Source organism: Streptoalloteichus tenebrarius, from assembly GCF_024171885.1.
Classification (GTDB): domain Bacteria; phylum Actinomycetota; class Actinomycetes; order Mycobacteriales; family Pseudonocardiaceae; genus Streptoalloteichus; species Streptoalloteichus tenebrarius.
Window position 1 is genome coordinate 31,904 of the sequence record NZ_JAMTCP010000019.1, and the last position, 23,040, is coordinate 54,943.

Here is a 23,040-nt window from a genome sequence, read left to right on the forward strand (position 1 = left end):
GACGCGGGACGGAGCCCTCCGACCTGCCCCCACCGCGCCGACCGCGCCGCTTACCGAACACCGCGAACCTCCTTCGTGCGGGCGCGGGTTGCGCGCGTCCGGTCGCGCCGCGCCCTGGTCCGTCCGGACCGCGCCCGCCTCGGCCTGGGCCGCGTCGGGCTGACCCGGATCCTGGCCGCGCTCACCGCGCCGCCCCGGGCGGAGGAGTTCTCCCTCGGGGCGGTCAGCTCGCGCAGCCACATCAGACCGACCGCGGACAGCGGCCGCTCGTGGCTGATCCGGGCACAGATGATCTTCGTGAGGACGATCGTGATGACGAGGGCCCACGCGGTGGAGAAGAAGCTGAACCCGATGCCCATCCGGCGTTCGACCGTCAGCACCAGCAGGAAGACGGCGATGCCCACGCCCCAGGCGACGTACCGGACCCGCCAGGGGAACGTGGCCCTCGGCGGCCCGAGCCAGACGGCGTCGACGCGGTAGACCTCGTCGTCGGTGCGGATCCGCACGGCGGCTCACCCGCCGCTGAAGAGGCCGGCGATCCAGCGGCCGATGTCGACGCCGGAGCCGGTGACCGCCAGGCCGATGATGGCCAGGGCGACGAACACGCCGCCCACGCGCTTCATCACGCCCGCGTTGTCGCCCTTGCCGCCGCCCAGCCACAGCAGCAGCAGGGCCACCGTGAGCAGCAGCAGCGGGACGAGGTTGTCCAGGATCCAGGCGCGGATCCCGCCGGTCCCCAGGCCGGACTGGGCCAGCGTGGCCGCCGTGTTCATGGCCGTCGCGAGCATGTCTTACTCCTGGTGCGATCCCCGCCGGCGGCGGTGGTCGATGTTCGACGTGGGAACCATAGGACCACTCTCCGACGCTGAATACGTCTAATCCGGCCAACCCTCATCATCGCGACGCGGTGTCGTCGGGTGAACCACCGACGCGGCCTTCTCCCAGTTGCCGGGACAATTCACCCACCTGCGGAGCTCCTGATCACTCAGCGTGCATGACAACCGGGGCGGCACGATCACCAGCACATCCCACCGGGTCCTGGGGAGGGTGGCGGCGTCACCGAACCTCGTACCCCGTTCAGGGGTAACACGATCCGTGCGCCGCTCCGCGGGTACCGTCGGCGGGCCGGTCCGCACCGTCGAGCCGTCCCGAGGAGATCCGTCGATGGCAGAGCCGACCCCACCCCCGTCCGGCTCCGTCGGTGTCGGCCCGGACGCGGGCCGCGGTGAGGTTACCGGGGCGGCGGGCGGTGTCCCCCGTCGGGTGCAGCGAACGATCAACTTCGATCGGGGCGTCCTGGAACGCGCCCGTGCCGCCGCCACCTACCTCGCCACCCGCGAACCCGGCGCCGGCGTCCGCAGTCTCGCCGACATCGTCAACCTCGCTGTGGCGCAACGGGTCGCCGAGTTGGAGGAGCGGTACAACGACGGGAAGCCCTTCCGCCCCGTCTACCGCATGCCCCCTGGCCGCCCCTCCCGGAACTGACCCTCCACCTCACGTCCAACCCCGGCGCTCCTCCTCCCCGTCCGCCCAGCCCGGGCGCGAAGGCAGACACTGCCTCGATCCGCTGTACAGCGAACGAAAACGCGGTGAACTGACGGGGAACGCCCGCTCCGTCACCACGTCCACGACCCTCACGGAAACGATCACAGCCCGTACCCCACCGCGGTACCGTGTGTGCCCAGAGCGGCCGACATCTGCATAGGGGAGACGACGATGGGGCCAGGCGCGACGGTCAGAGTCAACAAGGACGACGTCCTCCAAGCCGCCGCGGATTTCGACAGCGAGGCCAACCGCCTGGAGGAGCGGGTCGCCTACTACCCGGGCGAGATGACCGCCGCGGCCAAGCCGGTGCTGCGCGACCCGGGGAGCCGTGACGTCTCCAATGTTCTCAAGAAGAAGCTTCGCGAGGATGGCACGTCCTACATCAATCGGGCCCAGGAATACGTCCGGCAGCTTCGAACCGTCGCGAACCAGCTCAGGTAGACCGCGAAGAGCTACGGCTACACAGACGAATAGATCGCGGAAGCGCTGTGCAAGGGAGTGAAGAGTGTCTAGGCGCCGAACGGCCCTGTGCACCCTGGTGCTGCTCACGACGATCGCGGCCTCGGCATGCACCGCTCAGGGCAGCCCGTCCCCGAGCGCAGGCCGCGACAACAACCCCGCGCCTGGCTCGTCCGCCGCGAAGCTTCCACCGCGTCCCAAGGACATTCCCGCCACCAGCATCGACGCGTGCAAGGTGTTCGGTAAGGACCAGCTCAAGACTCTCGGTCTGGACAGTGAGCCACGCAAGGCCACCAACGGTGCGGACAGGTTCGGCAACCAGGGCTGCATCGTGTCCAAGGTGGGCGGGGATCCGTATTTCAACTACTTGGTCATCCCCGTGCCGCAGGAGGGCGTGGACGCCTGGCTGAAGGGCGACCGCGACTCCGACATCAAGCAGGTGACCGTGAGCGGTTTCGGTGCGGTGCGGGCGCATCCGAACGGAACCAGTGGTTTGGCGTGCAGCGTGGTGGTCGACATCGCGGACGGCCAGAGCCTGAACGTGCAGTTCACCGCCGGGACGCCGAAGTCGTTCGATCAGGAGCAGCTCTGCGATCGGGCCAGGCAGGGGGCTGAGCTGGCCATGCGAACCCTGACGCAGGGATGACGCGGACGTCCGGAGACGGCACTTGTCGTAGTGCCCCTCGGCCAGTCGGGCGCGCCCCTCGTGATCCGCCCACGGAGACGCCCAATCTTGGCGATACCGATCACGGCGCGTACATCACTGCGGTACCTTCGGTGCGCAACAAGGTCTGCTGGCAGGGGGAGAGATCGAGGTGTCTGAAGGCAGCAAGCTCGTCGTCAACAAGGAGAACGTCCTCCAGGCCGCCGCGGCCTTCCAGGCTGAAGCAGACCGCATGGCTGATGTCGTCGACCTCCATGCGGGCAAGATGCGGTTCGACGCCGTGTTCGGCGACCCCGCGAGCGCGGACATGTCGTCCGCGCTGGCGGCGCGTCTCCAGAACGACCAGGACTCCCACGTCTCGCGGGCAAGGCAGTACGTCGCTGAGCTGAGGAGCGCGGCCTCCCAGCTCCAGAAGGTCGCCAAAGACTACGGCTACACCGACGAGCAGATCGCCGAAGCCCTTTCCAAGGGAGCCGAGAGTGTCTAACCGTCCTTCTCGGGCCGCTCTGCTCGCATCGCTCATCGCGGCTTCCGCGTTGACGGCGTGCAGCAGCACGCCGGGACAGCCAACAGCGAGCTCGGCGACGACAACTGGCAACTCATCCGCTGCCACGAGTACTGCAACTCGCCCGAAGTCGATCTCCGTGGAGAGCCTTGACCAGTGCAAGGTCCTCACCAATGAGCAACAGCAGCAGCTCGGGCTGGACAGCCCACCACGGCTGATCGCCGAGGGTTCCGCGGACACGTATGGCAACAAGGGCTGCGCCTTCCGCAGGACGCGGTCAGAGCCTTGGGTGAGTTATCTGGTCGTACCGCGCCCACAAGAAGGAATCGAGGCGTGGCTGGACGGGAAGCGCCGGGTTCAGGTCAGCGAGCTGACGGTCGCGGGATTCCGGGCTGTGGAAACCAGGAACGGAGCCATCTCCTGCAACATCGTGATCGATGTCGCGGAGCGGCAGAGCCTTGACATCCAGTTCCGCCCGGACTCCACGGGTTTCACCCCAGACCAGATGTGCGAGAAGGCCAGGCAGGGCGCCGAACTCGCCATGCAGACCCTGCTCCAGCGCTGAAGTTCGAGGGGGAACGGAAATGTACTTCGGGGTCGGGTACTACCGATACGAGGGCTTCGACCTGGAGACCAAGGTCAGATGGGTCAAGCAGGAGGGCGCCGGCCTGAGCGTCCTCCAGGACAACGCGGACGCGGTGCGCGGACTGACGGAGGCTCTGTACCAGTCCGAGAACAACCTGCGTCGTGTTTTGGGACAGATCAACGTCGCGTGGGAGGGCTCCGCAGCGGATGCCGCCACGACGGCGATGACGCGGGCAGCGAAGTGGGCAACCGAGTCAGGTGACACCGGAGCCATCAGCGTCTACCAGGTGAACAACCAGATGCAGGCGGCCTCCTTCGCACGCCATGACATGCCGGAGGTCGTGGCGAAGCCCGAGTACGGGATGGGCGACCTCGCAGGAGACACGCTCCAGGCCGGGGCGAAGGTTTTCGGCGCCAACATCGACGTTCAGACCAACTTCGACAAGCAGGTCGCAGCTCGTCGTGAGGCCGACAAGAAGGCGAACTCGGTTCTTCGGGAATACGAGTCCTCATCACGTGCTGTGCTGGCGGGGATAGAACCGATCCTGGAGCCGCCGAAGATCACGGTGGAGACGGCGGACTCCAGCACGCCGCCGCCGCCCAGCTCGGTCGACTCGTGGCAGAGCGACCGGACCACCGGGCGCAACACGACGGTGAGCCCGCAGGGCGACGTGGTCACGCCGCCGAACCGGGTGAGCCCGCCGCCGGTCGCCCCACCGGACGGGAACCGGCCGCCGGCGATCACCCCGCCCACGAACTTCCCGCCCCCGGTGCGGGTCGACCCGCTCCCCGAGCCGCGTCCCCTGCCGACGCCCACGCCACCGCCGCCGGGAGGCGGCCCGTCCCCCACTCCGGTCCCGGTTCCCCCGCCGGGGTTCCGGCCGCCCGGCGGCGGGTGGCGGCCGGGCGAGGCGCCGGGCCGACAGGGCGGCGGTCCGGGCCGGGTCCCCGTCGGGCCTGGTGTCCCAGGAGGGGATCGTGCCGGCGGCGGCGGTCGGTCCGGCGGGGTCGGCGGCGGTCCGCGTGGCGGCATGCCGGGCGGCGGTGTCCTGGGGGCCGGTGGCGCGGGTGAGGCCCATCGCGGGTCCCCGTTCGGGCGTGGCCCGCTGTCGGGCGGGGTGATCGGCGAGGCTGGCCCCGGGGCTCGCGGCGGCGTGGCCGGTGGTGCGGCGGGTGGTGCGGGCCGAGGTGGCTCGATCATGCAGCCGGCCGTGGGTGGTGCGCACGGCGCGGGCGCGCGGGGCGAGGAGGACGGCGAGCACACCGACAAGTACGCGGAGCAGACCGACGAGCACTTCCTCGACAACATCCCGTTGGTGGCCCCGCCGGTCATCGGCGGCAACCCGCCGGGCCAGCCGTGACCACGCGGATCGGGCAGTGGACGCCGGTTGAGCTGTCCACTGTGGAGTTCGAGGTGTGCTGGGAGCGGCTGGGGCTCGGCGACCTGCCGTACGTGCTCGACCTGCCCAGCCCCGGCCGCACCCACGAGGAGCGCCGCGAGATCGTCGAGGGGGTCCTGGCCAGCCTGCGGGCCAGGGACCTCGCCGACGACCTGGGGCCGCACCCGGACCTGAGGGACCAGCTCGACCTGCTCGCCCACTGCTCGTGGGCGGTGGACTCGCGGCTGATCTCCGACCGCGTGGTGCGGGCCAGGGGCGCGGCGGCCGGGAACCGGGGGGTCGTCGCGGTCATCGACGGCGAGACGGTGGTCCTGCGGTCGATGCCCGACCACGCCGTGGTGACCGAGATGGTCGGGCTGGCGGGGCAGGCCCCGGTCAACAGGGCCGCGTCGGTGAGCGTGCGCGCGGCGGCGCTCGACGCGGCCGCGGTGGACGGCAGGGACCCGGAGTCCCTGGCCCGCCGCCTGGTCGAGGAGGGGGAGCGCCCCGAGGACGCCCGCAGGCTGGCGCGCATGCTCGACGGTGTCGTCCACCGTGGACAGTTCAGCGTCGTCGCCTCGGACGGGACGGGCCGGAAGCGGCCCGGTCCCTGGGTGGTCGGCTTCCACGACAACGCGGAGGGCCGGTTCCTCCAGTTGCGGCGCAACGGGTGGGTGACCGTGACGCCGCTGAGCACGCAGCAGCTCCTCGGGCACGTCCGCGAACTGTTGGCCAGCACCCGCGACGTGCTCTGACCTTCGCTCGCGCCGGCCGGCCACCGCCTCCGAGGGTGGCCGGCCGGCGCTTTCGGCTCTGTTGAGGGGAAATCGGCGCGAGAACGCGGGCATGGCTCGTCGCCGTGACCACGGTTCCGGTCACCCTGACCATGACGTCGCGCGGGCAGCATGACGGCGAGAAGGTGGCTCCCCCATCGCCCTCTCCCACCACCACGGCGGTGGTTCCTCCCCCGAGCCGCGAGATCCCCGAGAACGCGGCCTTGGCCAGGCAGCGCCGGGGGGCGGGCCGGCCACCGGGGCGCGCTCCACCTGCGCGCCGGTGATCCCGGGCCGCGGTGCTGAAGAACGCCCTCGGTGGCGGCATCACTCGGACGACGTGCCTCCACGAGAAGGAGGTCCGCGCCGACGCCCAGGTGATCACCGACGTCCCCGACGCGCCCAACCAGGTCGTCGTCCTGGAGGCCGTGCCCTTCGGGCACCCGAAGAACCATCCGCGAACGGTCGCCGCCCCCGGTGGTCGCAGCTCGTCGTGAAGATGTACGCCGCGTTCTTTTTGGAGGCGACGGCGAACGGGCGCTGAGACGGGTCGGCGCGATGCCCCGCTCCCCCGGCGGGACATCGCGCCAACGCTCTCCTCGGCTACCGGGGTTCGTGCGCCCCGGTCACGGTCGCGCGGAGCACGTCCCGGTTGAGTCGGGCGATCGATTCGAGGGGGATGCCCTTCGGGCAGGCCACGGCGCACTCACCCGTGTTCGTGCAGCCGCCGAAGTCGAGGGCGTCGTGGGCGGCGACCATCTCGACGGCCCGGCTGTAGCGCTCGGGCTGGCCCTGGGGGAGCAGACCGAGGTGGGTGGCCTTGGCCGCCGTGAACAGCATCCCGGAGCCGTTGGGGCAGGCGGCGACGCACGCGCCGCAGCCGATGCAGGCCGCGGCCTCGAACGCCTTGTCCGCGTCGGGCTTGGGCACCGGGATGGCGTGGGCGTCCGGTGCGCTGCCGGTGGGCGCGGTGATGTAGCCGCCGGCCTCGATGATGCGGTCGAACGCGCCGCGGTCGACGACCAGGTCCTTGATGACCGGGAACGCCCGCGCCCGCCACGGCTCGATGACGACGACGTCGCCGTCGGCGAAGTGCCGCATGTGGAGCTGGCAGGTGGTGGTGGCCCGCTCGGGGCCGTGCGCCACCCCGTTGATCATCATGCCGCACATGCCGCAGATGCCCTCGCGGCAGTCGTGGTCGAAGGCGATCGGCTCCTCGCCCTCCATGATCAGTCGTTCGTTGAGGACGTCGAGCATCTCCAGGAACGACATGTCCGGGCTGACGTCGTCGACCGCGTAGTCGACCAGGCGCCCGTCCTCGTCCGGCCCGGCCTGCCGCCAGACCCGCAGGGTCAGTCTCACTTGTAGCTCCGTTGGGTGGGCGTGACGTACTCGAAGTCCAGGGCCTCGCGGTGCAGCACGGGCGGCCCGTCGGGTCCGCCGTGCTCCCAGGCGGCGACGTAGCTGAAGCGCTCGTCGTCGCGCAGGGCCTCGCCGTCCGGGGTCTGGCTCTCCGCGCGGAAGTGGCCGCCGCAGGACTCGGTGCGGTGCAGGGCGTCGAGGCACATCAGCTCGGCCAGCTCGAAGAAGTCGGCGACGCGGCCGGCCTTCTCCAACGCCTGGTTGAGGCCCTCGCCGTCGCCGGGGACGCGGACCCGCTCCCAGAACTCCCGCCGCAGCTCGGGAATGCGCTCCAGGGCCTTGCGCAGGCCCTCCTCGGTGCGCTCCATGCCGCAGTGGTCCCACATGAGCTGGCCCAGTTCCCGGTGGAACGAGTCGACGGTCCGGTCGCCGTTGACGGCGAGCAGCGCCGAGACCCGCTCGCGCACGCCGTTCTCGGCCTCCACGACGGCGGGGTGGTCGGCGGGCACGGGGTCGAACGGCCCGGCGGCGAGGTAGTCGCCGATGGTGTTCGGCAGCACGAAGTAGCCGTCGGCGAGGCCCTGCATGAGCGCGCTCGCGCCGAGCCGGTTGGCCCCGTGGTCGGAGAAGTTGGCCTCGCCGATGACGAACAGGCCGGGGATGGTGCTCTGGAGGTCGTAGTCCACCCACAGCCCGCCCATCGTGTAGTGGACGGCCGGGTAGATGCGCATCGGCACCTCGTACGGGTCCTCGCCGGTGATGCGCTGGTACATCTCGAAGAGGTTGCCGTACCTGGCCTCCACGGCCGGCTTGCCGAGGCGGCGGATCGCGTCGGCGAAGTCGAGGTAGACGCCGAGGCCGCCGGGGCCGACGCCGTGGCCGGAGTCGCAGACGTTCTTGGCGGCGCGGGAGGCGATGTCGCGGGGGACGAGGTTGCCGAAGCTGGGGTAGATGCGCTCCAGGTAGTAGTCGCGCTCGCTCTCGGGGATCTCGTTGGCCGGACGGGTGTCGCCCTTCCGCGCCGGAACCCAGACCCGGCCGTCGTTGCGCAGCGACTCGCTCATCAGGGTCAGCTTCGACTGGTGGTCGCCGCTGACCGGGATGCACGTGGGGTGGATCTGGGTGTAGCAGGGGTTGGCGAACAGGGCGCCGCGCCGGTGGGCCCGCCACACGGCGGTGGCGTTGCAGCCCTTGGCGTTGGTGGACAGGTAGAAGACGTTGCCGTAGCCGCCGGTGGCGAGCACGACCGCGTCGGCGAGGTGGGTGGTGACCTCGCCGGTCACCAGGTCGCGGGCGACGATGCCGCGGGCGCGGCCGTCCGCGACGACCAGGTCCAGCATCTCCGTGCGGGGGTGCATCCGGACGCGGCCGGCGCTGATCTGCCGGGCCAGCGCCTGGTACGCGCCGAGCAGGAGCTGCTGCCCGGTCTGGCCCCGCGCGTAGAAGGTGCGGGAGACCTGGGCGCCGCCGAAGGACCGGGTGTCGAGCAGCCCGCCGTACTCGCGGGCGAACGGCACGCCCTGGGCCACGCACTGGTCGATGATCTCGACGCTGATCTGCGCGAGTCGGTACACGTTGGACTCGCGCGCGCGGAAGTCGCCGCCCTTGACCGTGTCGTAGAACAGGCGGTGGATGCTGTCGCCGTCGTTGCGGTAGTTCTTGGCGGCATTGATGCCGCCCTGCGCGGCGATGCTGTGCGCCCGGCGCGGGCTGTCCTGGTAGCAGAACGACAGGACGTTGTAGCCCAGCTCGGCCAGGGTCGCGGCGGCCGAGCCGCCGGCGAGGCCGGTGCCGACCACGATGACCGTCAGCTTCCGCTTGTTGGCCGGGTTGACCAGCTTCGCGCCGAAGCGGCGGCGGTCCCAGCGGGTCTCGATCGGACCGTCGGGCGCCTTGGCGTCCGCGATCGGCGATCCCTCGACGTAACGCATCACTTCACCAATCCCGTCAGGACGGAGAACGGCACGGCCAGGAACCCGGCGCAGATCAGGACGGCGACGCCGAGCGCGATCCCCTTGAGGACGCGCTGCCGTCGGGCGTTGGAGGCGCCGAGGCTCTGCAACGCGCTCCACAGGCCGTGCCGGATGTGGAAGCCGAGGGTCACGATGGCCACGGTGTAGGCCAGGGTCACGTACCAGTGCCGGAAGTCGGCCGTGACGTTGCGGTAGGGGTGCTCCAGGTCGCCGACCGGGTTGAGCCAGCCCGCCGTGAGGTCCATGAGGTGGTAGACGAGGAACAACGCGATGATCACGCCGCCCCAGCGCATGGTGCGGGCGGCGTAGCTGCCCCGCACCGGCCCGCGGCGCTGGTAACGCGCGGGGCGCGCGGCCGCCGCCCTCCTGGCGAGCTGGATCGCGGCGGTCATGTGCAGGACCAGGCACAGGAGCAGGCCGACGCGGGCGATCCACACGAACCCGCCGTAGCCCAGCAGGCCCTCACCGATGCCCCGCAGCCACCTGGGGTGCTCGTTGAACGCCTCCGGTCCGAAGAGGACCTTGAGGTTGCCGGCCATGTGCCCGACGACGAACAGGAACATGGCCCCGCCGGTCACGGCCATGACGGCCTTCTTGCCGACGGTGGAGGCCCAGAGCCGGCCGATCGTCGTCCTCGGCGCCCTCGTCGTCCTCGGCGCCCTCGGCGGCCGAGGGACCACCGGCGGGGCGTCCTGGCCCGACCGGGTGAGCCGTGTGCTGGCAGTTACCACGCCGGCGACGGTAGGAGCGGGTCTGACGAGTCGTCCAATACATCGTTCGACTCGTGGCGATAGCCCTACGCTATCGACGTGACGTTGCAGCAGCTCGTGTACTTCCTGGCGGTCGCCGAGACGCGGCACTTCACGCGGGCCGCCGAGCTGGCGCACGTGGCGCAGCCCTCACTGAGCAAGCAGATCCGGAGCCTGGAGGCGGAGCTGGGCACGGCGCTGTTCACCCGCGCGAGGGGCAACATCGGGCTCACTCCGGCGGGTGAGGCGCTGCTGCCGTTGGCCAAGCGGATCCTCGCCGACGTGGAGACCGCGCGGCTGGAGGTGCAGGAGCTGGTGGGGCTGCGGCGCGGCCGGGTGCGGGTGGGGGCGACGCCGAGCCTGTGCCTGAGCCTGCTGCCGGACGTGCTGCGCCGGTTCCACGACACCTACCCCGGCATCCACCTGCTGGTCGAGGAGAGCGGCTCGCAGGACCTGGTGCGCGAGCTGACCAGGGGCCAGCTCGACCTGGCGCTGATCATCGTGCCGCCGGAGGGGGCCGACCCGGCGCTGACCGCGCTGCCGATCCTGCACGAGGACCTGGTGGTCGCCTCCTCGGCGGACGACCCGCCGCCCACCCACCGGCACCACCTGCGGATCGCCGAGCTGGCCCACCGCCCGCTGGTGATGTTCCGCCCCGGCTACGACCTGCGGGAGGCGACGCTGTCGGCGTGCGGGGCGGCCGGGGTGAGCCCCCGGTTCGCGGTGGAGGGCGGGGAGCTGAACGCCGTCCTCCGGTTCGTGGAGGCGGGACTGGGGGTGGCGATCGTGCCGAGCATGGTGCTGCGGGGACGCCCCCAGTTGCGGGGCACGCCGCTGGCCCCGCCCGGGATCAGCCGGACCATCGCGCTCGCCCACCGGACGGACGTGAGCCTGCCCCACGCCGCGCGCGCCCTCCGCGCGACGCTGCTGTCGTACGTGACGCGGTCGGCAGACCTGCACCGGCTCGCGCCGGGCGTGCTGCCGCTGCCCGCGCCCGGCGAGCCCGGCTGAGCGCGCGCGGCGGTCACCGCTGGTCGCGGCCCTCGTCGGGTCGGGGTCGCTCCTCGGTCGGCGGCGCGGGCGCGAAGGTCTCGGCGTTGTCGCGCCCCGGGGTGGGCACGCCCGGGTCCACGACCTTCTTCGCCTTCTCCTTCAGCTTCTCCAGCGGCGACCGCTCGTCCTCCGCCGGCCTGCCCTCGGGTTCGGTGTTCACCGGCTCCGCCTCCATCACGTCGGGGTGGTCCGGGACGGGAGTACCCGGTTCCGACCTTCGTGACGCCTGGCGGGGCGGCGTCCGACAAGCCCGACGGAGCACGACAGAGCCAAATGGAGCACGGAGAGGGCGTGGCGGAGCCCGGAGAGGGCGTGGAAGGGGGCGGACGAGCTGGCCTGTAAGCCGGATTCTGTTCCCGGGGGCCTTGCGGCGCTCCCGTTCGGCGACCATCCATCTAGGCCTGCCGTCGCCGGCAGGCTCGTGCGGCCTACCCGCAGGCATCGGGCGGGCAACCCTCGAACGCCTGCGCAGGCACCACGTGTGGCGCCCTCTTGGCCTTGCTCCGGGTGGGGTTTACCGAGCCACCCCGGTCACCCGGGGTGCTGGTGGTCTCTTACACCACCCTTTCACCCTTACCCGGCGGCTGCCGGGCGGTCTGCTTTCTGTGGCACTGTCCCGCGGGTCACCCCGGGTTGCCGTTAGCAACCACCCTGCCCTGTGGAGTCCGGACTTTCCTCGGCGACGCCCCGTGCCTCGTGGAGGACGGGACGCCGACGCGGTCGCCCGGCCAGCTCGTCCGCTCGACAGATCCTAACGCCGCGGCGCCCCCGGTCCTTCCCCGGCGTCCCCCGCCCGGCTCAGCGCAGGTGGGAGGTGTCGTTGACCAGGCGGACCGAGGCGTTGCCGTCGGGGTAGAACTCGGCGACCGACAGGGACGCCAGGTCCAGGTGCAGCCGGTAGAGCAGCGACGGGCCCACGTCGAGGGCCATCCGCAGCACCGACTTGATCGGCGTGACGTGGCTCACCACGACCACGGTCGCCGCGCCGTGCGCGGCGATCAGCTCGTCCCTGGCCCGCCGCACCCTGCGGTGCACCTGGTCGAAGCTCTCGCCGCCCGGCGTGGGCACGCCAGGGTCGGACAGCCACCGGCGGTGCAGCTCAGGGTCGCGCTCGGCGGCCTCGGCGAAGGTCAGCCCCTCCCACGCGCCGAAGTCCGTCTCGACCAGGCCGTCGTGCGTCACCGGCTCGACGCCGAGCGCCTCGGCGACGGCCTGCGCGGTCTGCCTGGTCCTGAGCAGCGGCGAGGACACCACGGCCGCCACGTCGCCGAAGGCGGCCAGCCGCTTGGCCGCGGCCGCCGCCTGCTGCTCCCCCAGCGCGGTCAGCGGGATGTCCCCGCGCCCGGAGTAGCGGCGCTGGGCGGACACCTCGGTCTGCCCGTGCCGCAGCAGGAGGAACCGGGTGGGCTCGCCCAGGGCCCCGGACCACGCGCCCGGCGGGGCCGTCACCGCGGCGCGCGCCACGACCGGCTCGACGGGGGCGTCCGCCGAGGCGGCGGGCTCGGGCGTGGCGAGGCGGTCGCCGACGCCCGCCTGCGCGTCCATCGCCTCGTTGGCGAGCCGGTCGGCGTGGGCGTTGCGGGAGCGCGGCACCCAGGTGAACCGCACGGCCGACAGCGAGCCCACCAGGCGCGTGCCCTCGCTGACCAGCGGCTGGAGGTGCTCCTGGCGCACCTTCCACCGGCCACACATCTGCTCGACGACGAGCTTGGAGTCCATCCGGACCTCGACCTCGTCGGCGCCCAGCTCGACGGCCGCCCGCAGCCCGGCGAGCAGGCCCTCGTACTCGGCCACGTTGTTGGTGGTGACGCCGAGCCCGCCGGAGCGTTCCGCCAGCACCTCGCCGGTCAGCGCGTCCCTGACCACGGCGCCGTAGCCGGCGGGCCCCGGGTTGCCCCGCGAGCCGCCGTCGGCCTCGACGACCACCTTCACAGGCCGGACTCCCCGGTGCGCACGAGGATCGCGCCGCACTCCGAGCACCGGACGACCTCGTCGGCGGCCGCCGTGCGCACCTCGCCCAGCACGGTGCGGTCCAGTTCGAGCTGGCACGCGCCGCAGCGACGCGACCGCAGCAGCCCCGCGCCCGTGCCCTTCTGCGCGCGGATGCGCTCGTAGAGGGCGACCAGGTCCTCGGGCAGCTCGGCGACCAGGCCCTTGCGCTCGGCGGCGCGCCGCGTCTCGATCACGTCGAGGTCGGCGACGGCCTCGTCCCTGCGGCCCTGGGCCTCGCCGAGCTTCTCCTCGGCGGCGGCCAGCTCCTCGCGGCGGTGCGCGACCTCCCGCTCGACCGCCTCGCGGCGCTCCATGACCTCCAGCAGCTCGTCCTCCAGCACGCCGCGCCGGCGGGCCAGGCTCTCCAGCTCGTGCTGGAGGTCGACGACCTGCTTGGCGCCGACGGAGCCGCCGTCGATCAGCTTGCGGTCACGCTCCTCGCGCGCCCGGAGCTGCTCGATCTCGGTCTCCAGCCGGCGGGCGTCCCGGTCCAGGTCGCCGTGGGTGGTCTCGACCGCGACCACGGCGTCCCGCCGCGCGCGCACGTCACGCTCCAGCTCGGCGATCTCGGCGAGCTCCGGCATGGTGCGGCGACGGTGCGCGACGCGGTTCAGCTCGGCGTCGACCTTGGCCAGGTCGAGCAGCCGACGCTGGGCGGCGGGCTGGGCTTTCACGCGGGCGTCCTCCCGGTCGGGGTGGTCGTCGCACCGATCGTCCACGGGTCGGTGCGGCGGGTGGAAACGAGGACCTCGACCGTACCGCCGAGCGCGGCGCGCACGACGTCGGCCGCCTGCGCGCACCAGGGCCACTCGCTGGCCCAGTGCGCGACGTCGACGAGGGCGGGCACGCGCGCGCCGGGCACGTCGGCGCGGGCGAGGTGTTCCCCCGCCGGGTGATGGCGGAGGTCGGCGGTGACGTAGGCGTCGACGCCGAGCGCGGTGGCGCGGTCCAGGTAGGAGTCGCCGGCCCCTCCGCACACCGCGACCGTCCGAATCGGACGGTCCGGGTCGCCGGCCGCCCGCACGCCCCACGCGGTCGGCGGCAGCGCGTCGGCGACCCGCCGCACGAACGCCGACAGCGGCTCGGCCTCCGGCAGCTCGCCGACGCGGCCGAGGCCCCTGCTCGACGGCAGGTCGGCCATCTCGTGCAGGTCGAAGGCGGGCTCCTCGTACGGGTGGGCCGCGCGCAGGGCCTCGATCACCGCGCGACGGAGGCGCCGGGGCAGCACGGTCTCGATGCGCGTCTCCGGCTCGCGGTGCACCTCGCCGACCCGACCGAGCGCGGGCTCCGAGCCGCGCAGCGGGCGGTACTGGCCGGTGCCGTCGACGAGCCAGGCGGCGTCGCTGTAGTCCCCGACGTGGCCGGCCCCGGCCTCGGCCAGCGCGGCGAGCACGCGCTCGGCGTGGGCGAGGGGCACGGTCGTGCTCAACGCGTCGAGCGGGTCGGCCGGGCGCGGGTCGAGCGGGCCGGTCACGGTGAGGCCGAGCGCCTCGGCGAGCGCGTCGGAGACGCCGGGGTCGGCGGAGTCGGCGTTGGTGTGCGCGGTGAACAGGGCGACACCCGCCCGCACGAGCCGGTGGACCACCCGCCCCTTGGCGGTGTTGGCGGGGACCGCGGTGACGCCCCGCAGCATCAGGGGGTGGTGGGAGACCAGGAGCTGCGCGCCCCATTCGACTGCCTCGTCCACTGTGGACTCGACAGGGTCGACGCAGAACAGCACCCTCCGCACCGGCTCGTCCGGGTCGCCGCAGACCAGGCCGACCGCGTCCCAGGACTCGGCGAGCGCCGGCGGGTAGGCGGCCTCCAGGGCGGCGACGACGTCGGCGACGCGGGCGCCCCCGCGCGGGTCGCCATCGCCGAGAACGTGCTCACCGCCGGCTTCTGCCGTTCGCCCGCCACCGGACTCGACGGTTCGCTCACTCACGCGGAGACCTCCAACGCGAACTCGGACACACTCAGCTCGGCCCGCAGCGCGGCGAGCAGGAGGGCGTTCCGCTCCGGGTCGCGCACGGCCACCCGGAGGTGGTCGGCGCCCAGACCGGGGAACGTGTCGGCCCTGCGCACGGCGACGCCCCTGGCCCGCAGTCCCTCCCGCACCCGCTCGCCGTCCGGCACCCGGAGCAGCAGGAACGGGCCTTCCGCCGGGTGGTGGACCTCGACGCCGGGCAGCGCGGCCAGGGCATCCGCGAGGGCGGCCCGGTGAACGGCCAGCTCGCGGGCCGCGGCGTCGGCCTCGGCCACGGCCGCCGGGGAACAGCACGCCGCGACCGCCTCCAGCACCAGCGTGCCGACCGGCCAGTGCGGACGGGGTGCCGCGAGCCGCGCGAGCAGGTCGGGCGCGCCGAGCGCGTAGCCCGCGCGGAGGCCGGGCAGCGCCCACGTCTTGGTCAGGCTGCGCAGCACCAGCAGGCCCGGGGTGTCGGCGTCGCCGGCCAGGGACTCCCGTTCGCCGGGCACGGCGTCGGCGAACGCCTCGTCGACCACGAGGACCCGGCCCGGCCGGGCCAGTGACCGGACGACCTCGGCCGGGTGCAGCACGGAGGTCGGGTTCGTGGGGTTGCCCAGCACGACCAGGTCGGCGTCGGCCGGGACCAGCTCGGGGCGCAGGGTGTGGCCGTCGGCCGGGTCGAGCACGACCCTGGTGATCGGCACACCCGCGTCGGCCAGCGCGACCTCGGGCTCGGTGAACGACGGGTGGACCAGCGCGGCGTGGCGGGGGCGGAGCGCGGGCAGCAACGCGAAGCCCTCCGCGCCGCCGTTGAGCACCAGCACCTCGTCCGGCCGTCGGCCGTGCCGGGCGGCGACGGCGGCGCGGGCCGCGGCGTCGTCGTCGGGGCTCGGGTACGTGCCGAGCCGGTCGACCGCCGCGCGCAGCCGGTCCCGCAGCCAGGCCGGCGGGCGCTCCGCACGGACGTTGACCGCGAAGTCCACCAGCCCGGGGGCCGCGTCCACGTCGCCGTGGTGGCGCAGCCTCGCCCGCTCGGCGGTGCGCTGGTTGTCGTCGCTGGTCATCGCCCGTGAGTCTAGGGGCGCTCCGAGGCGGCGTCCGACGCCACCAGCGCGTGTCCGCGTCTGCTCCGACCGCGACCGGCCCGCGACCGGTCCCGCGACAGTGACCTCGCGGACCTCGCTGACCTCGCGGACCTCGCTGACCTCGCGGACCTCGCTGACCTCGCGGACCTCGGGCACCACGGGGGCGACGCCACCCGACCCGGCATCCCGCGCCGGCACGACCGGCGTCGGCGCCCGCCTAAGGTGGGGCGTCGTGCACATCTGCTTCGTCTGCACCGGCAACATCTGCCGGTCCCCCATGGCCGCCCTGGTGTTCGGCGCGCACCTGGAGCGGGCCGGGCTGGCCGACCGGGTGCGGGTGACCAGCGCGGGCACCGGGTCCTGGCACGTTGGCGAGCCGGCGGACCCCCGGACCGCGAAGGTGCTGGCCGACCACGGGTACCCCACCGAGCACGTGGCCGCGCAGGTCGGCGCGGACCACCTGGACGCGGACCTGCTGGTCGCCATGGACGCCGGTCACGACAGGGCGCTGCGCCGCCTGGTCGACGACCACGACCGGGTGCGGCTGCTGCGCTCGTTCGACCCCGCCGCCGCGGACCTGGACGTGCCGGACCCGTACTACGGCGGCCGCCAGGGGTTCGCCGACGTCCTGGCGATGGTCGAGGCGGCCGTCCCCGGCCTGCTCGGCTGGGTGCGGGCCCGGCTGGCGCACTAACGCGCCGAAACAGGGCCGAACCGGCCCCGGAGGACGACGCCAGCGCACCGGGACGCCCCGACGGGAAGCTCCCTCGGCGCCCCCGCGCTCTCCGTGGCTCGCTGAGGTCGTCCGAGGTCCGCCTCGGGCCATCCCGGTCGCTGTCGTGGCCGCGAGAGAGTGTCTGGGCACGTGAAGTGGGGTGATCGGCGGAGGTGATCGGCTCGCCCGATCGCCCTCGTGCGGCGAGCGGCGCCTCTCGGCCGGTCAGGCGGTGTCGTCCGGCACCCTGGCCGCCGCGAAGATCTTGCGCCGGTCGAAGAGGTAGTGCGGGTGGAGCGCGTGCTGCTCGCAGAACGCGCTGAAGGCGTACGAGGCGTCCGCGTCGTCGCTGGCGAGCACCGCGCCGGGCCGCAGCCGACCGAACGCGCCCGAGTACTCCAGCCACTGCCAGCCGTAGGTGTGGTGGCTGTCGTGGACGAACAGGTCGAGCGGGGGCAGGCTGGACAGGGCCGTCGCCCAGCTCCGCCGGCTGCGGGACCGCAGCAGCCGCAGGTCCCAGCTTGCCCGCTCCTCGGTGCTCAGGTACACGCCGACGTCGTCGCGCAGGTCGAAGCTGTGGAGCCGGCCGCGGCCGTTGCGGCGCAGCGCGCGCAGCAGCCACCAGGTCGACCGGCCGTTGGCCACGCCGGTCTCCAGCACGTGCTCGGGGCGGGTCGCCCTGACGAGCAGGTAGAGCGTGCGCGCGGACTCGTCCTCGACGTCGTAGTGCCGGGGGTAGGGCAGGTCGCCGTCGACGGCCTCGACCCGCTCGCGCCACTGCGCGTCGAGCGCGTCGAGTTCCTTGCGGTACCGCGAGAGCCCGTCCCTGCCGGCGACGCCCTCCACGAACGAGGAGGCGGTGAGGTGCAGCGGGGCGTCGTCCCTGAGCAGGTGCCCGACGCTGGGGTAGCCCACCCGTTTGACGATCGTGCGCTCCACGAGCCGCCGGGCGCCGTGGCGGACGACGTGGGTGAGAGGCAGCAGCCGGGAACGGGTCGGGCTCTCGATGCGGTGGTCCATGCCGCTCCTTCCGCTTCCCCTCGTCGGCGGAGGTCGCCGCGGGGGCGCGCGATCCCTGACGACACCCCAGCATCACCGGGCGCGGGGAGCCGGGCAATCAACCACGGCGGCCGGACGGCGTGCTTCGCCCGTGCGGGTGCCCACCCGGTCACCGGGGCGGGGAACGCCCCCGGGCGCGCCCGGCGGGCGGGGCGGGGCGGGCACCACCTCGTGTCGACCACGTGTAGGCGTCCTACTGTTGAGGGGTGCGCCTGAGGTTCCTGCTCCGCCCCGGCTGGCTGGCCGCCATCGTGCTGGTCGGCGTGTTCGCGGCCCTGGCCTTCACGGTGCTCGCGCCGTGGCAGTACCACCGCCACGAGGAGAAGAAGGCGCTCATCGACAACGTGCAGAACGCCGAGCGCCTGCCCCCGGCGCCGCTGGAGGAGGTGCTGCCGGCGGGCCAGGCCCCCGACAACCGCACGGAGTGGCGGCGCGTCGTCCTCACCGGCAGCTACGTGCCCCAGGGCGAGGCGCTGCTGCGACTGCGCAGCGTGCAGGGCAAGGCGGCCTACGAGGTGCTGACCCCGTTCCGGCTCGCCAGCGGCGCCGGCACGGTGCTGGTGAACCGGGGGTACGTGCACCCGGTGGAGGGCAACAAGGTGCCCTCCTACGCCGCGCCGCCCACCGGGCAGGTCGACGTCGTCGCGCACGTGCGCGTCGACGAGGTCGACGGGGCCAACCGGGACGCGCTCACCGAGTTCGGGCACCTCCAGGTCTATGTCGCCAACGCGGCGACCGTGGGCAGGGCCACCGGCCTTGACCTGCGGCCCGGCTTCTTCACCCTGGTCGAGGGCCAGCCGGGCGTGCTCGGCGCGATGCCGCTGCCCGACCTGACCACCGGCCCGCACCTGGCGTACTCGTTGCAGTGGGCGGGCTTCGCGATCATGGCGATCCTCGGCCTCGGGTACTTCGTCGTCCGGGAGGCGCGGCCGGATCGGCCCAGGCGCGTCTCGGTGCGCGACGCGCTCGCCGACGAGGACGACGACGACGAGAACGAGGACGACTCGGAAGGCGCGGACGGCGCGCACGACAGGGGCGTCGACGACGAGCCGGTCGAGCCCGCGCGGACCGGGAGCGCCGCTCAGGGCCGCCGGGCGGTCGACCGGAGCCGCTACCCCCGCTGACCTGGCCAGGCCGGAAGGCCCCCGAAAACTCCCCGAAGACCCACAGACCCGCGCCCCCGGGCGACGCCCGTCGGGGAGCGCCGCCCGGGGACGGGTGGAACGGGGGTGTCAGCGTCGACGCGAGCGGCGCGCGCCGAGCACCAGGGCCGTGGCCGCCGACGCCGCGCCGGCGACAGCGCCGACGACCCGCGACAGCTCCACCGCGCGCGTGACGTGCCCGGCGTCCGGGGTCCGCCCGTCGCCGAGCACGGGCCGCTCCTCGACCCGGCGGTCCGGGCCCCGGCCGTAGACCGTGCGGCCACCCAGCCGGACCTCCAACGCCCCGGCGAAGGCCGCCTCCACCTGCCCGGCGTTGGGGCTCGGGTGCGCGGAGGCGTCCCGCCGCCAGGTGCGCCACGCCCCGCCGGCCGACCCGCCCACGACCGGGGCGCACAGCGCCGTCAGCGCGGCCGCCGCCCGCGCGGGCGCCAGGTTCGCCAGGTCGTCGAGCCGGGCCGAGGCCCAGCCGAAGTTCCGGTACCGCGCCGAGCGGTGCCCCACCATCGCGTCCAGGGTGTTGACCGCGCGGTAGCCGAGCAGGCCGGGCACCCCGGCGACCGCGCCCCAGAACAGCGGCGCGACCACGGCGTCGGAGGTGTTCTCGGCGACGGACTCGACCGTGGCGCGGGCCAGCCCCGGCCCGTCCAGCGTGCCGGGCTCGCGGCCGCACAGGTGCGGCAGGCGCGCGCGGGCCTCGTCGATCCGGCCGGCGTCCAGCGCCCTGCCCATCAGCGTGCCCTCCCTGGCCAGCGACGCCCCGCCGAGCACCGCCCAGGTGGCGACGGCGGTCGTCGCGGCCTGCGCGACGGGGCTGCGCCGGGTCACGCGCTCGGCGACCGCCCCCAGCAGCACGGCAGCTCCCCCGAGCAACGCCGTGTACGCCACACCGGGAGCCTTGTGGTCCCGGTACAACACCTTCTCCGCGGCGGTCGCGGCGCGCCCGAAGGCGGCGACCGGGTGCCCCCGGCGCGGATCTCCCAGGGCCGCGTCCGCGGCCACCCCCAACAGCAGACCGATGGCGCGTGCCGCGCTCACCCGGCCCTCCCCTCTCGTTCCGCCGACGCGTCCCCCGACCCCGGCGCACACGCGTGCGCCCGTGCGAAGAAGGGACCGTAGCGCCCCACCCGCCCGTGGTGGCCGGCGGGACGTCTTGACAGTGGCCGGCAGTTAGGGTGACCCGTCGTGAGGGAGCAGCAGGGGGAGCTCGTCGCCGGGGACGGCGCGGTCATCGCCACCGGCGCCGGCGCCGCGGAGGCCGACCCGGGGACGGACCGGCGGCTGCGGCTCTACGCGTACCTGGACGCGCGGGACTACCGGCGCACCTACCTGGAGATCATGCGGCTGTTCACCTCGACGCTGCTGGCCGACCTGTCGGCCGGCGAGGTGGCCAGCGCCCTGGCGGCGGCCGAGCGCGCCGGGCGGATCGACCCGGGCGAGTCCCGAATCGAGTCGGTGATCCCCCGGCTGCGCCAGCTCGTGGAGTGGGGCAACCTCGTGCTCGGCCGGCGCGAGACGGTGGCCGCCAGCATCGCCGAGTTCCAGCACGGCAGCGCCCGGTACCAGGTGAGCAAGCTCGCCGTGCGGGTGCAGCGGGACGTCGACGAGCTGCTGCGGGTGCCCGAGGGCGCCCGCGAGGTCTCCCGCGAGCTGCTGCCGGCGATCGAGCGGGGCCTGGCCGAGCTGGGGGCGACGCTGTCCGAGGCGCTGCGCGCCGAGCGGGAGGCGCCCCACGCCAGGGCCACGCGCAAGCTCGCCGAGCGGCTGGCCGAGCAGGTGACCACCCTGTTCCTGCAACACGCCGAGCTGGCCGCCACCGTGCGGGACTTCTACGCCTACCTCGGCCAGGTCCTGACCCGGCACCACCTCGCGCCGGAGGAGATCTCCGGCTTCCGGAACCTGCTGGTGGAGTACATCCAGATGGTGGTGGAGGACGTGCTGCGGCACACCCCCGCCATCGCCCAGTCGCTGACCGGGCCGCTGGCCGGCGCGCGCTCCGAGCTGCTGCGGCTGCTCGGGGCGCAGCGCCCGGCCGAGCCGCTGGGCGACGCGGTGGAGCGCTCGCGGGGCCGCTCGCCCGCCGACTGGCGGGAGCTGACGGACTGGTTCGTCGACCGCCCCGGCCGGCCCAGCCAGGTCACCGCGCTGCGGGAGGCCACCAGCCGCGCGATCGGCTCGCTGCTGGCCAGCGTGAAGCGGGCGACGGCGGGCGGCGGGCTGCTGCCGGGCCGGCGGGCCGAGCTGCTGCGGCTCGCGGGCTGGTTCGACGCGGCCGACGCCGACCAGGCGCACGCCCTCTACGCGGCCGCGTTCGGCCTGCACTCCGCGCGGCATTTGTTGCCGGCCCCCGACCACGACGGCGACGACGAGCACACGCCGTGGCGTGACGGACCGGTGCTGGACGTGTCGGTGAGCGTGCGCAGCCGGGGTGACCGGGGAGCGCGCGGCCGCACGTCGCGGATCGTCTACGACCCCATGACCGAGCAGGCGCTGCTCGCGGAGGCCCGCGAGGTCGACGCGCGGCGCGCGGCGGCGGTGGCGGAGCTGACGGGCGCGGCGAACCGCCTGGACACCGCGCGGCTGTCGTCGGGGGCGCTCGGGGTGCTGTGCGAGCTGCTGACCCTGGCCATGGCCCAGCGGGAGCGGACCGACGAGCCGGGCTCGGCGGCCGACCCGGTGCGCGGGCTGCGGCTGACCGTCGTCCCCGAGCCCGGCCGCACCACCCGGATCAGGACGGCCGGCGGCGTGCTCACCCTGCACGACACCGCCGTGGAGCTGGACACCGAGGGAGTCGCCCGGTGAGCGCCCACCCCGCCCTGGACGTGCTGGACAAGCTGTCCGAGATCGACGCGGCCAACGTGGTCCGCTGCGCCCGCGTGTTGCTGCGCCGCCCGCTGCTGCGCGCCGGCGGGCAGGACGGCGACCTGCTGCCGCTGGTCTACCGGCACCGGGAGCCGTTGCAGGAGCTGTTCGCGGTCACCCTGGGCTACCGGCTGGTGGTGGAGCGGCGGTTCGCCCGGCTCTACAAGACCGGCCCCGGCGAGGACCCGACGCGTGGGGAGCCGACGTTGTCGCCCCGGGGCTACGCCTACCTCGCGCTGACGTTGGCCGCGCTGACCGGCGTCGGCCGGCAGGTGCTGCTCTCCCGGCTCGTGGCCGACGTCAGGGCCGCCGCCGGCGAGGCGGGCATCGCGGTCGTCGACGACCAGGCCGACCGGCGCGCGCTCACCGCGGCCCTGCGCCACCTGCTCGCCCTCGGCGTGATCAGCGAGACCGAGGGCACGGTCGCGCCGTGGACCGGGGAGGCCCCGGTGGAGGCGCTGATCACGATCGACACCGACGTGCTCGGCCTGCTGCTCGCCGGGCCGCTCGCCGAGGCCACCAGCCCCGAGGCGCTGGTGGAGCTGGCCGCGCGCCCCGGCCCCCGGGGCGTCGAGCACGCCGTGCGCCGCCGCCTGGTGGAGAACCCGGTCGTGCTGCACTCCGACCTGACCGAGGAGCAGTCCGCGTGGCTGCGCAAGCACCACCGGCGGGAGTCCGTGGTGCTGGAGCGCTGCTTCGGGCTGGTCACCGAGACCCGGGTCGAGGGCGTGCTCACCGCCGACCCCGAGGAGTACCTGACCGACCTCGCCTTCCCGGGGCCGGGCACCGTCGCCCGGATCGCGCTGCTGGCGCTGCGCGAGCTGCGCGACGGCGACGCGCGCCCCGACGGGCGGCACCCGGTGCGCGTCGAGCAGGTGCGGGAGCAGTGCGCCCGGCTAATCGAGGACTACCCGGCCGCGTGGTCGCGGCAGGCGACCGAGGACCTCGACGCCCTGACCGGCGAGGTCCTGACCCTGCTCGCCAGGGTGGGCCTGGCCGTCCCGTCCGACGAGCCGGACACCTGGCTGCTCAGCCCGGCCGTGCACCGCTGGGAGCCGGAGCCGGACGACACCCCGACCCGCCACGGCGCGGCCGACCCCGCGCCGGCGCCGGACCCCGAACCCGCCAACTGGTCCCTGTTCAGCATCTGACGGCCCCGCCGGCCGGCGCCC

25 protein-coding genes and 1 other RNA gene are annotated in these 23,040 nt (G+C 73.9%); 13 read left to right on the forward strand and 13 right to left on the reverse strand.

What is annotated here, in order from left to right; all coding sequences use genetic code 11:
• Nucleotides 1-50: 50 nt before the first annotated feature.
• Nucleotides 51-506 (reverse strand): hypothetical protein, encoded by a 456-nt coding sequence (locus LX15_RS16960; RefSeq protein WP_253670575.1) that lies wholly within the window; start codon nt 504-506, stop codon nt 51-53.
• A 6-nt stretch (nt 507-512) separates the two neighbouring features.
• Nucleotides 513-788 (reverse strand): hypothetical protein, encoded by a 276-nt coding sequence (locus tag LX15_RS16965; protein WP_253670576.1) that lies wholly within the window; start codon nt 786-788, stop codon nt 513-515.
• A 376-nt stretch (nt 789-1,164) separates the two neighbouring features.
• Between LX15_RS16965 and LX15_RS16970 the strand changes: the two genes are divergently transcribed.
• The 8 genes from LX15_RS16970 to LX15_RS17005 all read left to right on the forward strand — a co-directional run bounded on the left by LX15_RS16970 (nt 1,165) and on the right by LX15_RS17005 (nt 6,407).
• On the forward strand, nt 1,165-1,485 hold the full coding sequence (locus LX15_RS16970) for a ParB family protein (RefSeq protein WP_253670577.1): 321 nt from the start codon (nt 1,165-1,167) through the stop codon (nt 1,483-1,485).
• Nucleotides 1,486-1,677: 192 nt separating this feature from the next.
• On the forward strand, nt 1,678-1,986 hold the full coding sequence (locus tag LX15_RS16975; protein WP_253670578.1) for a hypothetical protein: 309 nt from the start codon (nt 1,678-1,680) through the stop codon (nt 1,984-1,986).
• Between the two features lie 97 nt (nt 1,987-2,083).
• The gene (locus tag LX15_RS16980; protein WP_253670579.1) at nt 2,084-2,650 is read left to right on the forward strand and encodes a DUF3558 domain-containing protein; all 567 of its coding nucleotides are present in this window, start codon (nt 2,084-2,086) and stop codon (nt 2,648-2,650) included.
• Between the two features lie 169 nt (nt 2,651-2,819).
• On the forward strand, nt 2,820-3,155 hold the full coding sequence (locus LX15_RS16985; RefSeq protein ID WP_253670580.1) for a hypothetical protein: 336 nt from the start codon (nt 2,820-2,822) through the stop codon (nt 3,153-3,155).
• Nucleotides 3,148-3,738, forward strand: coding sequence for a DUF3558 domain-containing protein (locus tag LX15_RS16990; protein WP_253670581.1), 591 nt, complete (start codon nt 3,148-3,150; stop codon nt 3,736-3,738). Before LX15_RS16985 ends, LX15_RS16990 begins: the two co-directional genes overlap by 8 nt.
• Before the next feature lie 19 nt (nt 3,739-3,757).
• Nucleotides 3,758-5,119, forward strand: a complete 1,362-nt coding sequence (locus LX15_RS16995; protein WP_253670582.1) for a hypothetical protein — start codon at nt 3,758-3,760, stop codon at nt 5,117-5,119.
• A complete protein-coding gene (locus LX15_RS17000; protein ID WP_253670583.1) occupies nt 5,116-5,892 on the forward strand; it encodes an ESX secretion-associated protein EspG in 777 nt (258 codons plus the stop codon). Before LX15_RS16995 ends, LX15_RS17000 begins: the two co-directional genes overlap by 4 nt.
• Nucleotides 5,893-6,209: 317 nt before the next feature.
• The gene (locus tag LX15_RS17005) at nt 6,210-6,407 is read left to right on the forward strand and encodes a hypothetical protein (protein ID WP_253670584.1); all 198 of its coding nucleotides are present in this window, start codon (nt 6,210-6,212) and stop codon (nt 6,405-6,407) included.
• A gap of 106 nt (nt 6,408-6,513) precedes the next feature.
• On the opposite strand, the gene LX15_RS17010 is transcribed toward LX15_RS17005, so the two are convergent.
• The 3 genes from LX15_RS17010 to LX15_RS17020 are packed head-to-tail and all read right to left on the reverse strand — an operon-like array spanning nt 6,514 to nt 9,976.
• Nucleotides 6,514-7,272 carry a succinate dehydrogenase/fumarate reductase iron-sulfur subunit gene (locus LX15_RS17010; protein ID WP_253670585.1) on the reverse strand — a complete coding sequence of 253 codons (759 nt, stop codon included), beginning with the start codon at nt 7,270-7,272 and terminating at the stop codon, nt 6,514-6,516.
• Nucleotides 7,269-9,203, reverse strand: coding sequence for a fumarate reductase/succinate dehydrogenase flavoprotein subunit (locus LX15_RS17015; protein WP_253670586.1), 1,935 nt, complete (start codon nt 9,201-9,203; stop codon nt 7,269-7,271). Before LX15_RS17015 ends, LX15_RS17010 begins: the two co-directional genes overlap by 4 nt.
• The gene (locus tag LX15_RS17020; protein WP_253670587.1) at nt 9,203-9,976 is read right to left on the reverse strand and encodes a succinate dehydrogenase cytochrome b subunit; all 774 of its coding nucleotides are present in this window, start codon (nt 9,974-9,976) and stop codon (nt 9,203-9,205) included. The genes LX15_RS17015 and LX15_RS17020 overlap by 1 nt, the downstream gene beginning before the upstream one ends.
• A gap of 78 nt (nt 9,977-10,054) precedes the next feature.
• Here LX15_RS17020 and LX15_RS17025 point away from each other — a divergent pair, with 78 nt between their 5' ends.
• The gene (locus tag LX15_RS17025; protein ID WP_253670588.1) at nt 10,055-11,005 is read left to right on the forward strand and encodes a LysR family transcriptional regulator; all 951 of its coding nucleotides are present in this window, start codon (nt 10,055-10,057) and stop codon (nt 11,003-11,005) included.
• Nucleotides 11,006-11,018: 13 nt separating this feature from the next.
• Here LX15_RS17025 and LX15_RS17030 read toward each other — a convergent pair whose 3' ends face one another.
• The 6 genes from LX15_RS17030 to cobC form a co-directional block, all read right to left on the reverse strand.
• The gene (locus LX15_RS17030; RefSeq protein WP_253670589.1) at nt 11,019-11,207 is read right to left on the reverse strand and encodes a hypothetical protein; all 189 of its coding nucleotides are present in this window, start codon (nt 11,205-11,207) and stop codon (nt 11,019-11,021) included.
• A 163-nt stretch (nt 11,208-11,370) separates the two neighbouring features.
• Nucleotides 11,371-11,783, reverse strand: an RNA gene (gene rnpB / locus LX15_RS17035) — RNase P RNA component class A.
• 62 nt (nt 11,784-11,845) lie between these two features.
• On the reverse strand, nt 11,846-12,973 hold the full coding sequence (locus tag LX15_RS17040; RefSeq protein WP_253670643.1) for a bifunctional RNase H/acid phosphatase: 1,128 nt from the start codon (nt 12,971-12,973) through the stop codon (nt 11,846-11,848).
• A 2-nt stretch (nt 12,974-12,975) separates the two neighbouring features.
• Nucleotides 12,976-13,713, reverse strand: a complete 738-nt coding sequence (locus tag LX15_RS17045) for a zinc ribbon domain-containing protein (protein WP_253670590.1) — start codon at nt 13,711-13,713, stop codon at nt 12,976-12,978.
• Nucleotides 13,710-14,846 (reverse strand): Nif3-like dinuclear metal center hexameric protein, encoded by a 1,137-nt coding sequence (locus LX15_RS17050; protein WP_253670644.1) that lies wholly within the window; start codon nt 14,844-14,846, stop codon nt 13,710-13,712. The genes LX15_RS17045 and LX15_RS17050 overlap by 4 nt, the downstream gene beginning before the upstream one ends.
• Nucleotides 14,847-14,959: 113 nt before the next feature.
• Entirely contained in the window at nt 14,960-16,051 is a 1,092-nt protein-coding gene (gene cobC / locus LX15_RS17055; RefSeq protein WP_253670591.1) for an Rv2231c family histidinol phosphate aminotransferase CobC, read from the reverse strand.
• Nucleotides 16,052-16,304: 253 nt separating this feature from the next.
• Here cobC and LX15_RS17060 point away from each other — a divergent pair, with 253 nt between their 5' ends.
• Nucleotides 16,305-16,766, forward strand: a complete 462-nt coding sequence (locus LX15_RS17060) for a low molecular weight protein-tyrosine-phosphatase (protein WP_308213479.1) — start codon at nt 16,305-16,307, stop codon at nt 16,764-16,766.
• Nucleotides 16,767-17,012: 246 nt separating this feature from the next.
• Here the strand turns inward: LX15_RS17060 and LX15_RS17065 are convergent, their stop codons facing one another.
• Nucleotides 17,013-17,807: a class I SAM-dependent methyltransferase gene (locus LX15_RS17065; RefSeq protein ID WP_253670592.1), complete on the reverse strand. Its 795-nt coding sequence runs from the start codon at nt 17,805-17,807 to the stop codon at nt 17,013-17,015.
• Between the two features lie 245 nt (nt 17,808-18,052).
• Here LX15_RS17065 and LX15_RS17070 point away from each other — a divergent pair, with 245 nt between their 5' ends.
• Nucleotides 18,053-18,970, forward strand: a complete 918-nt coding sequence (locus tag LX15_RS17070) for an SURF1 family cytochrome oxidase biogenesis protein (RefSeq protein ID WP_253670593.1) — start codon at nt 18,053-18,055, stop codon at nt 18,968-18,970.
• 108 nt (nt 18,971-19,078) lie between these two features.
• On the opposite strand, the gene LX15_RS17075 is transcribed toward LX15_RS17070, so the two are convergent.
• A complete protein-coding gene (locus tag LX15_RS17075) occupies nt 19,079-20,044 on the reverse strand; it encodes a cobalamin biosynthesis protein (protein WP_253670594.1) in 966 nt (321 codons plus the stop codon).
• A 147-nt stretch (nt 20,045-20,191) separates the two neighbouring features.
• Between LX15_RS17075 and LX15_RS17080 the strand changes: the two genes are divergently transcribed.
• Both LX15_RS17080 and LX15_RS17085 read left to right on the forward strand, forming a co-directional pair.
• Nucleotides 20,192-21,808, forward strand: a complete 1,617-nt coding sequence (locus tag LX15_RS17080; RefSeq protein ID WP_253670595.1) for a DUF2397 domain-containing protein — start codon at nt 20,192-20,194, stop codon at nt 21,806-21,808.
• Entirely contained in the window at nt 21,805-23,019 is a 1,215-nt protein-coding gene (locus LX15_RS17085) for a TIGR02678 family protein (protein ID WP_253670596.1), read from the forward strand. Before LX15_RS17080 ends, LX15_RS17085 begins: the two co-directional genes overlap by 4 nt.
• Nucleotides 23,020-23,040 lie beyond the last annotated feature (21 nt).

Excerpts from the sequence above, each read along its gene's own strand:
- LX15_RS16965 (WP_253670576.1), bottom strand. The coding sequence starts at position 788 with ATGCTCGCGACGGCCATGAACACGGCGGCCACGCTGGCCCAGTCCGGC.
- LX15_RS16970 (WP_253670577.1), top strand. The coding sequence starts at position 1,165 with ATGGCAGAGCCGACCCCACCCCCGTCCGGCTCCGTCGGTGTCGGCCCG.
- LX15_RS16995 (WP_253670582.1), top strand. The coding sequence starts at position 3,758 with ATGTACTTCGGGGTCGGGTACTACCGATACGAGGGCTTCGACCTGGAG.
- LX15_RS17015 (WP_253670586.1), bottom strand. The coding sequence starts at position 9,203 with ATGCGTTACGTCGAGGGATCGCCGATCGCGGACGCCAAGGCGCCCGAC.
- cobC (WP_253670591.1), bottom strand. The coding sequence starts at position 16,051 with ATGACCAGCGACGACAACCAGCGCACCGCCGAGCGGGCGAGGCTGCGC.
- LX15_RS17065 (WP_253670592.1), bottom strand. The coding sequence starts at position 17,807 with ATGGACCACCGCATCGAGAGCCCGACCCGTTCCCGGCTGCTGCCTCTC.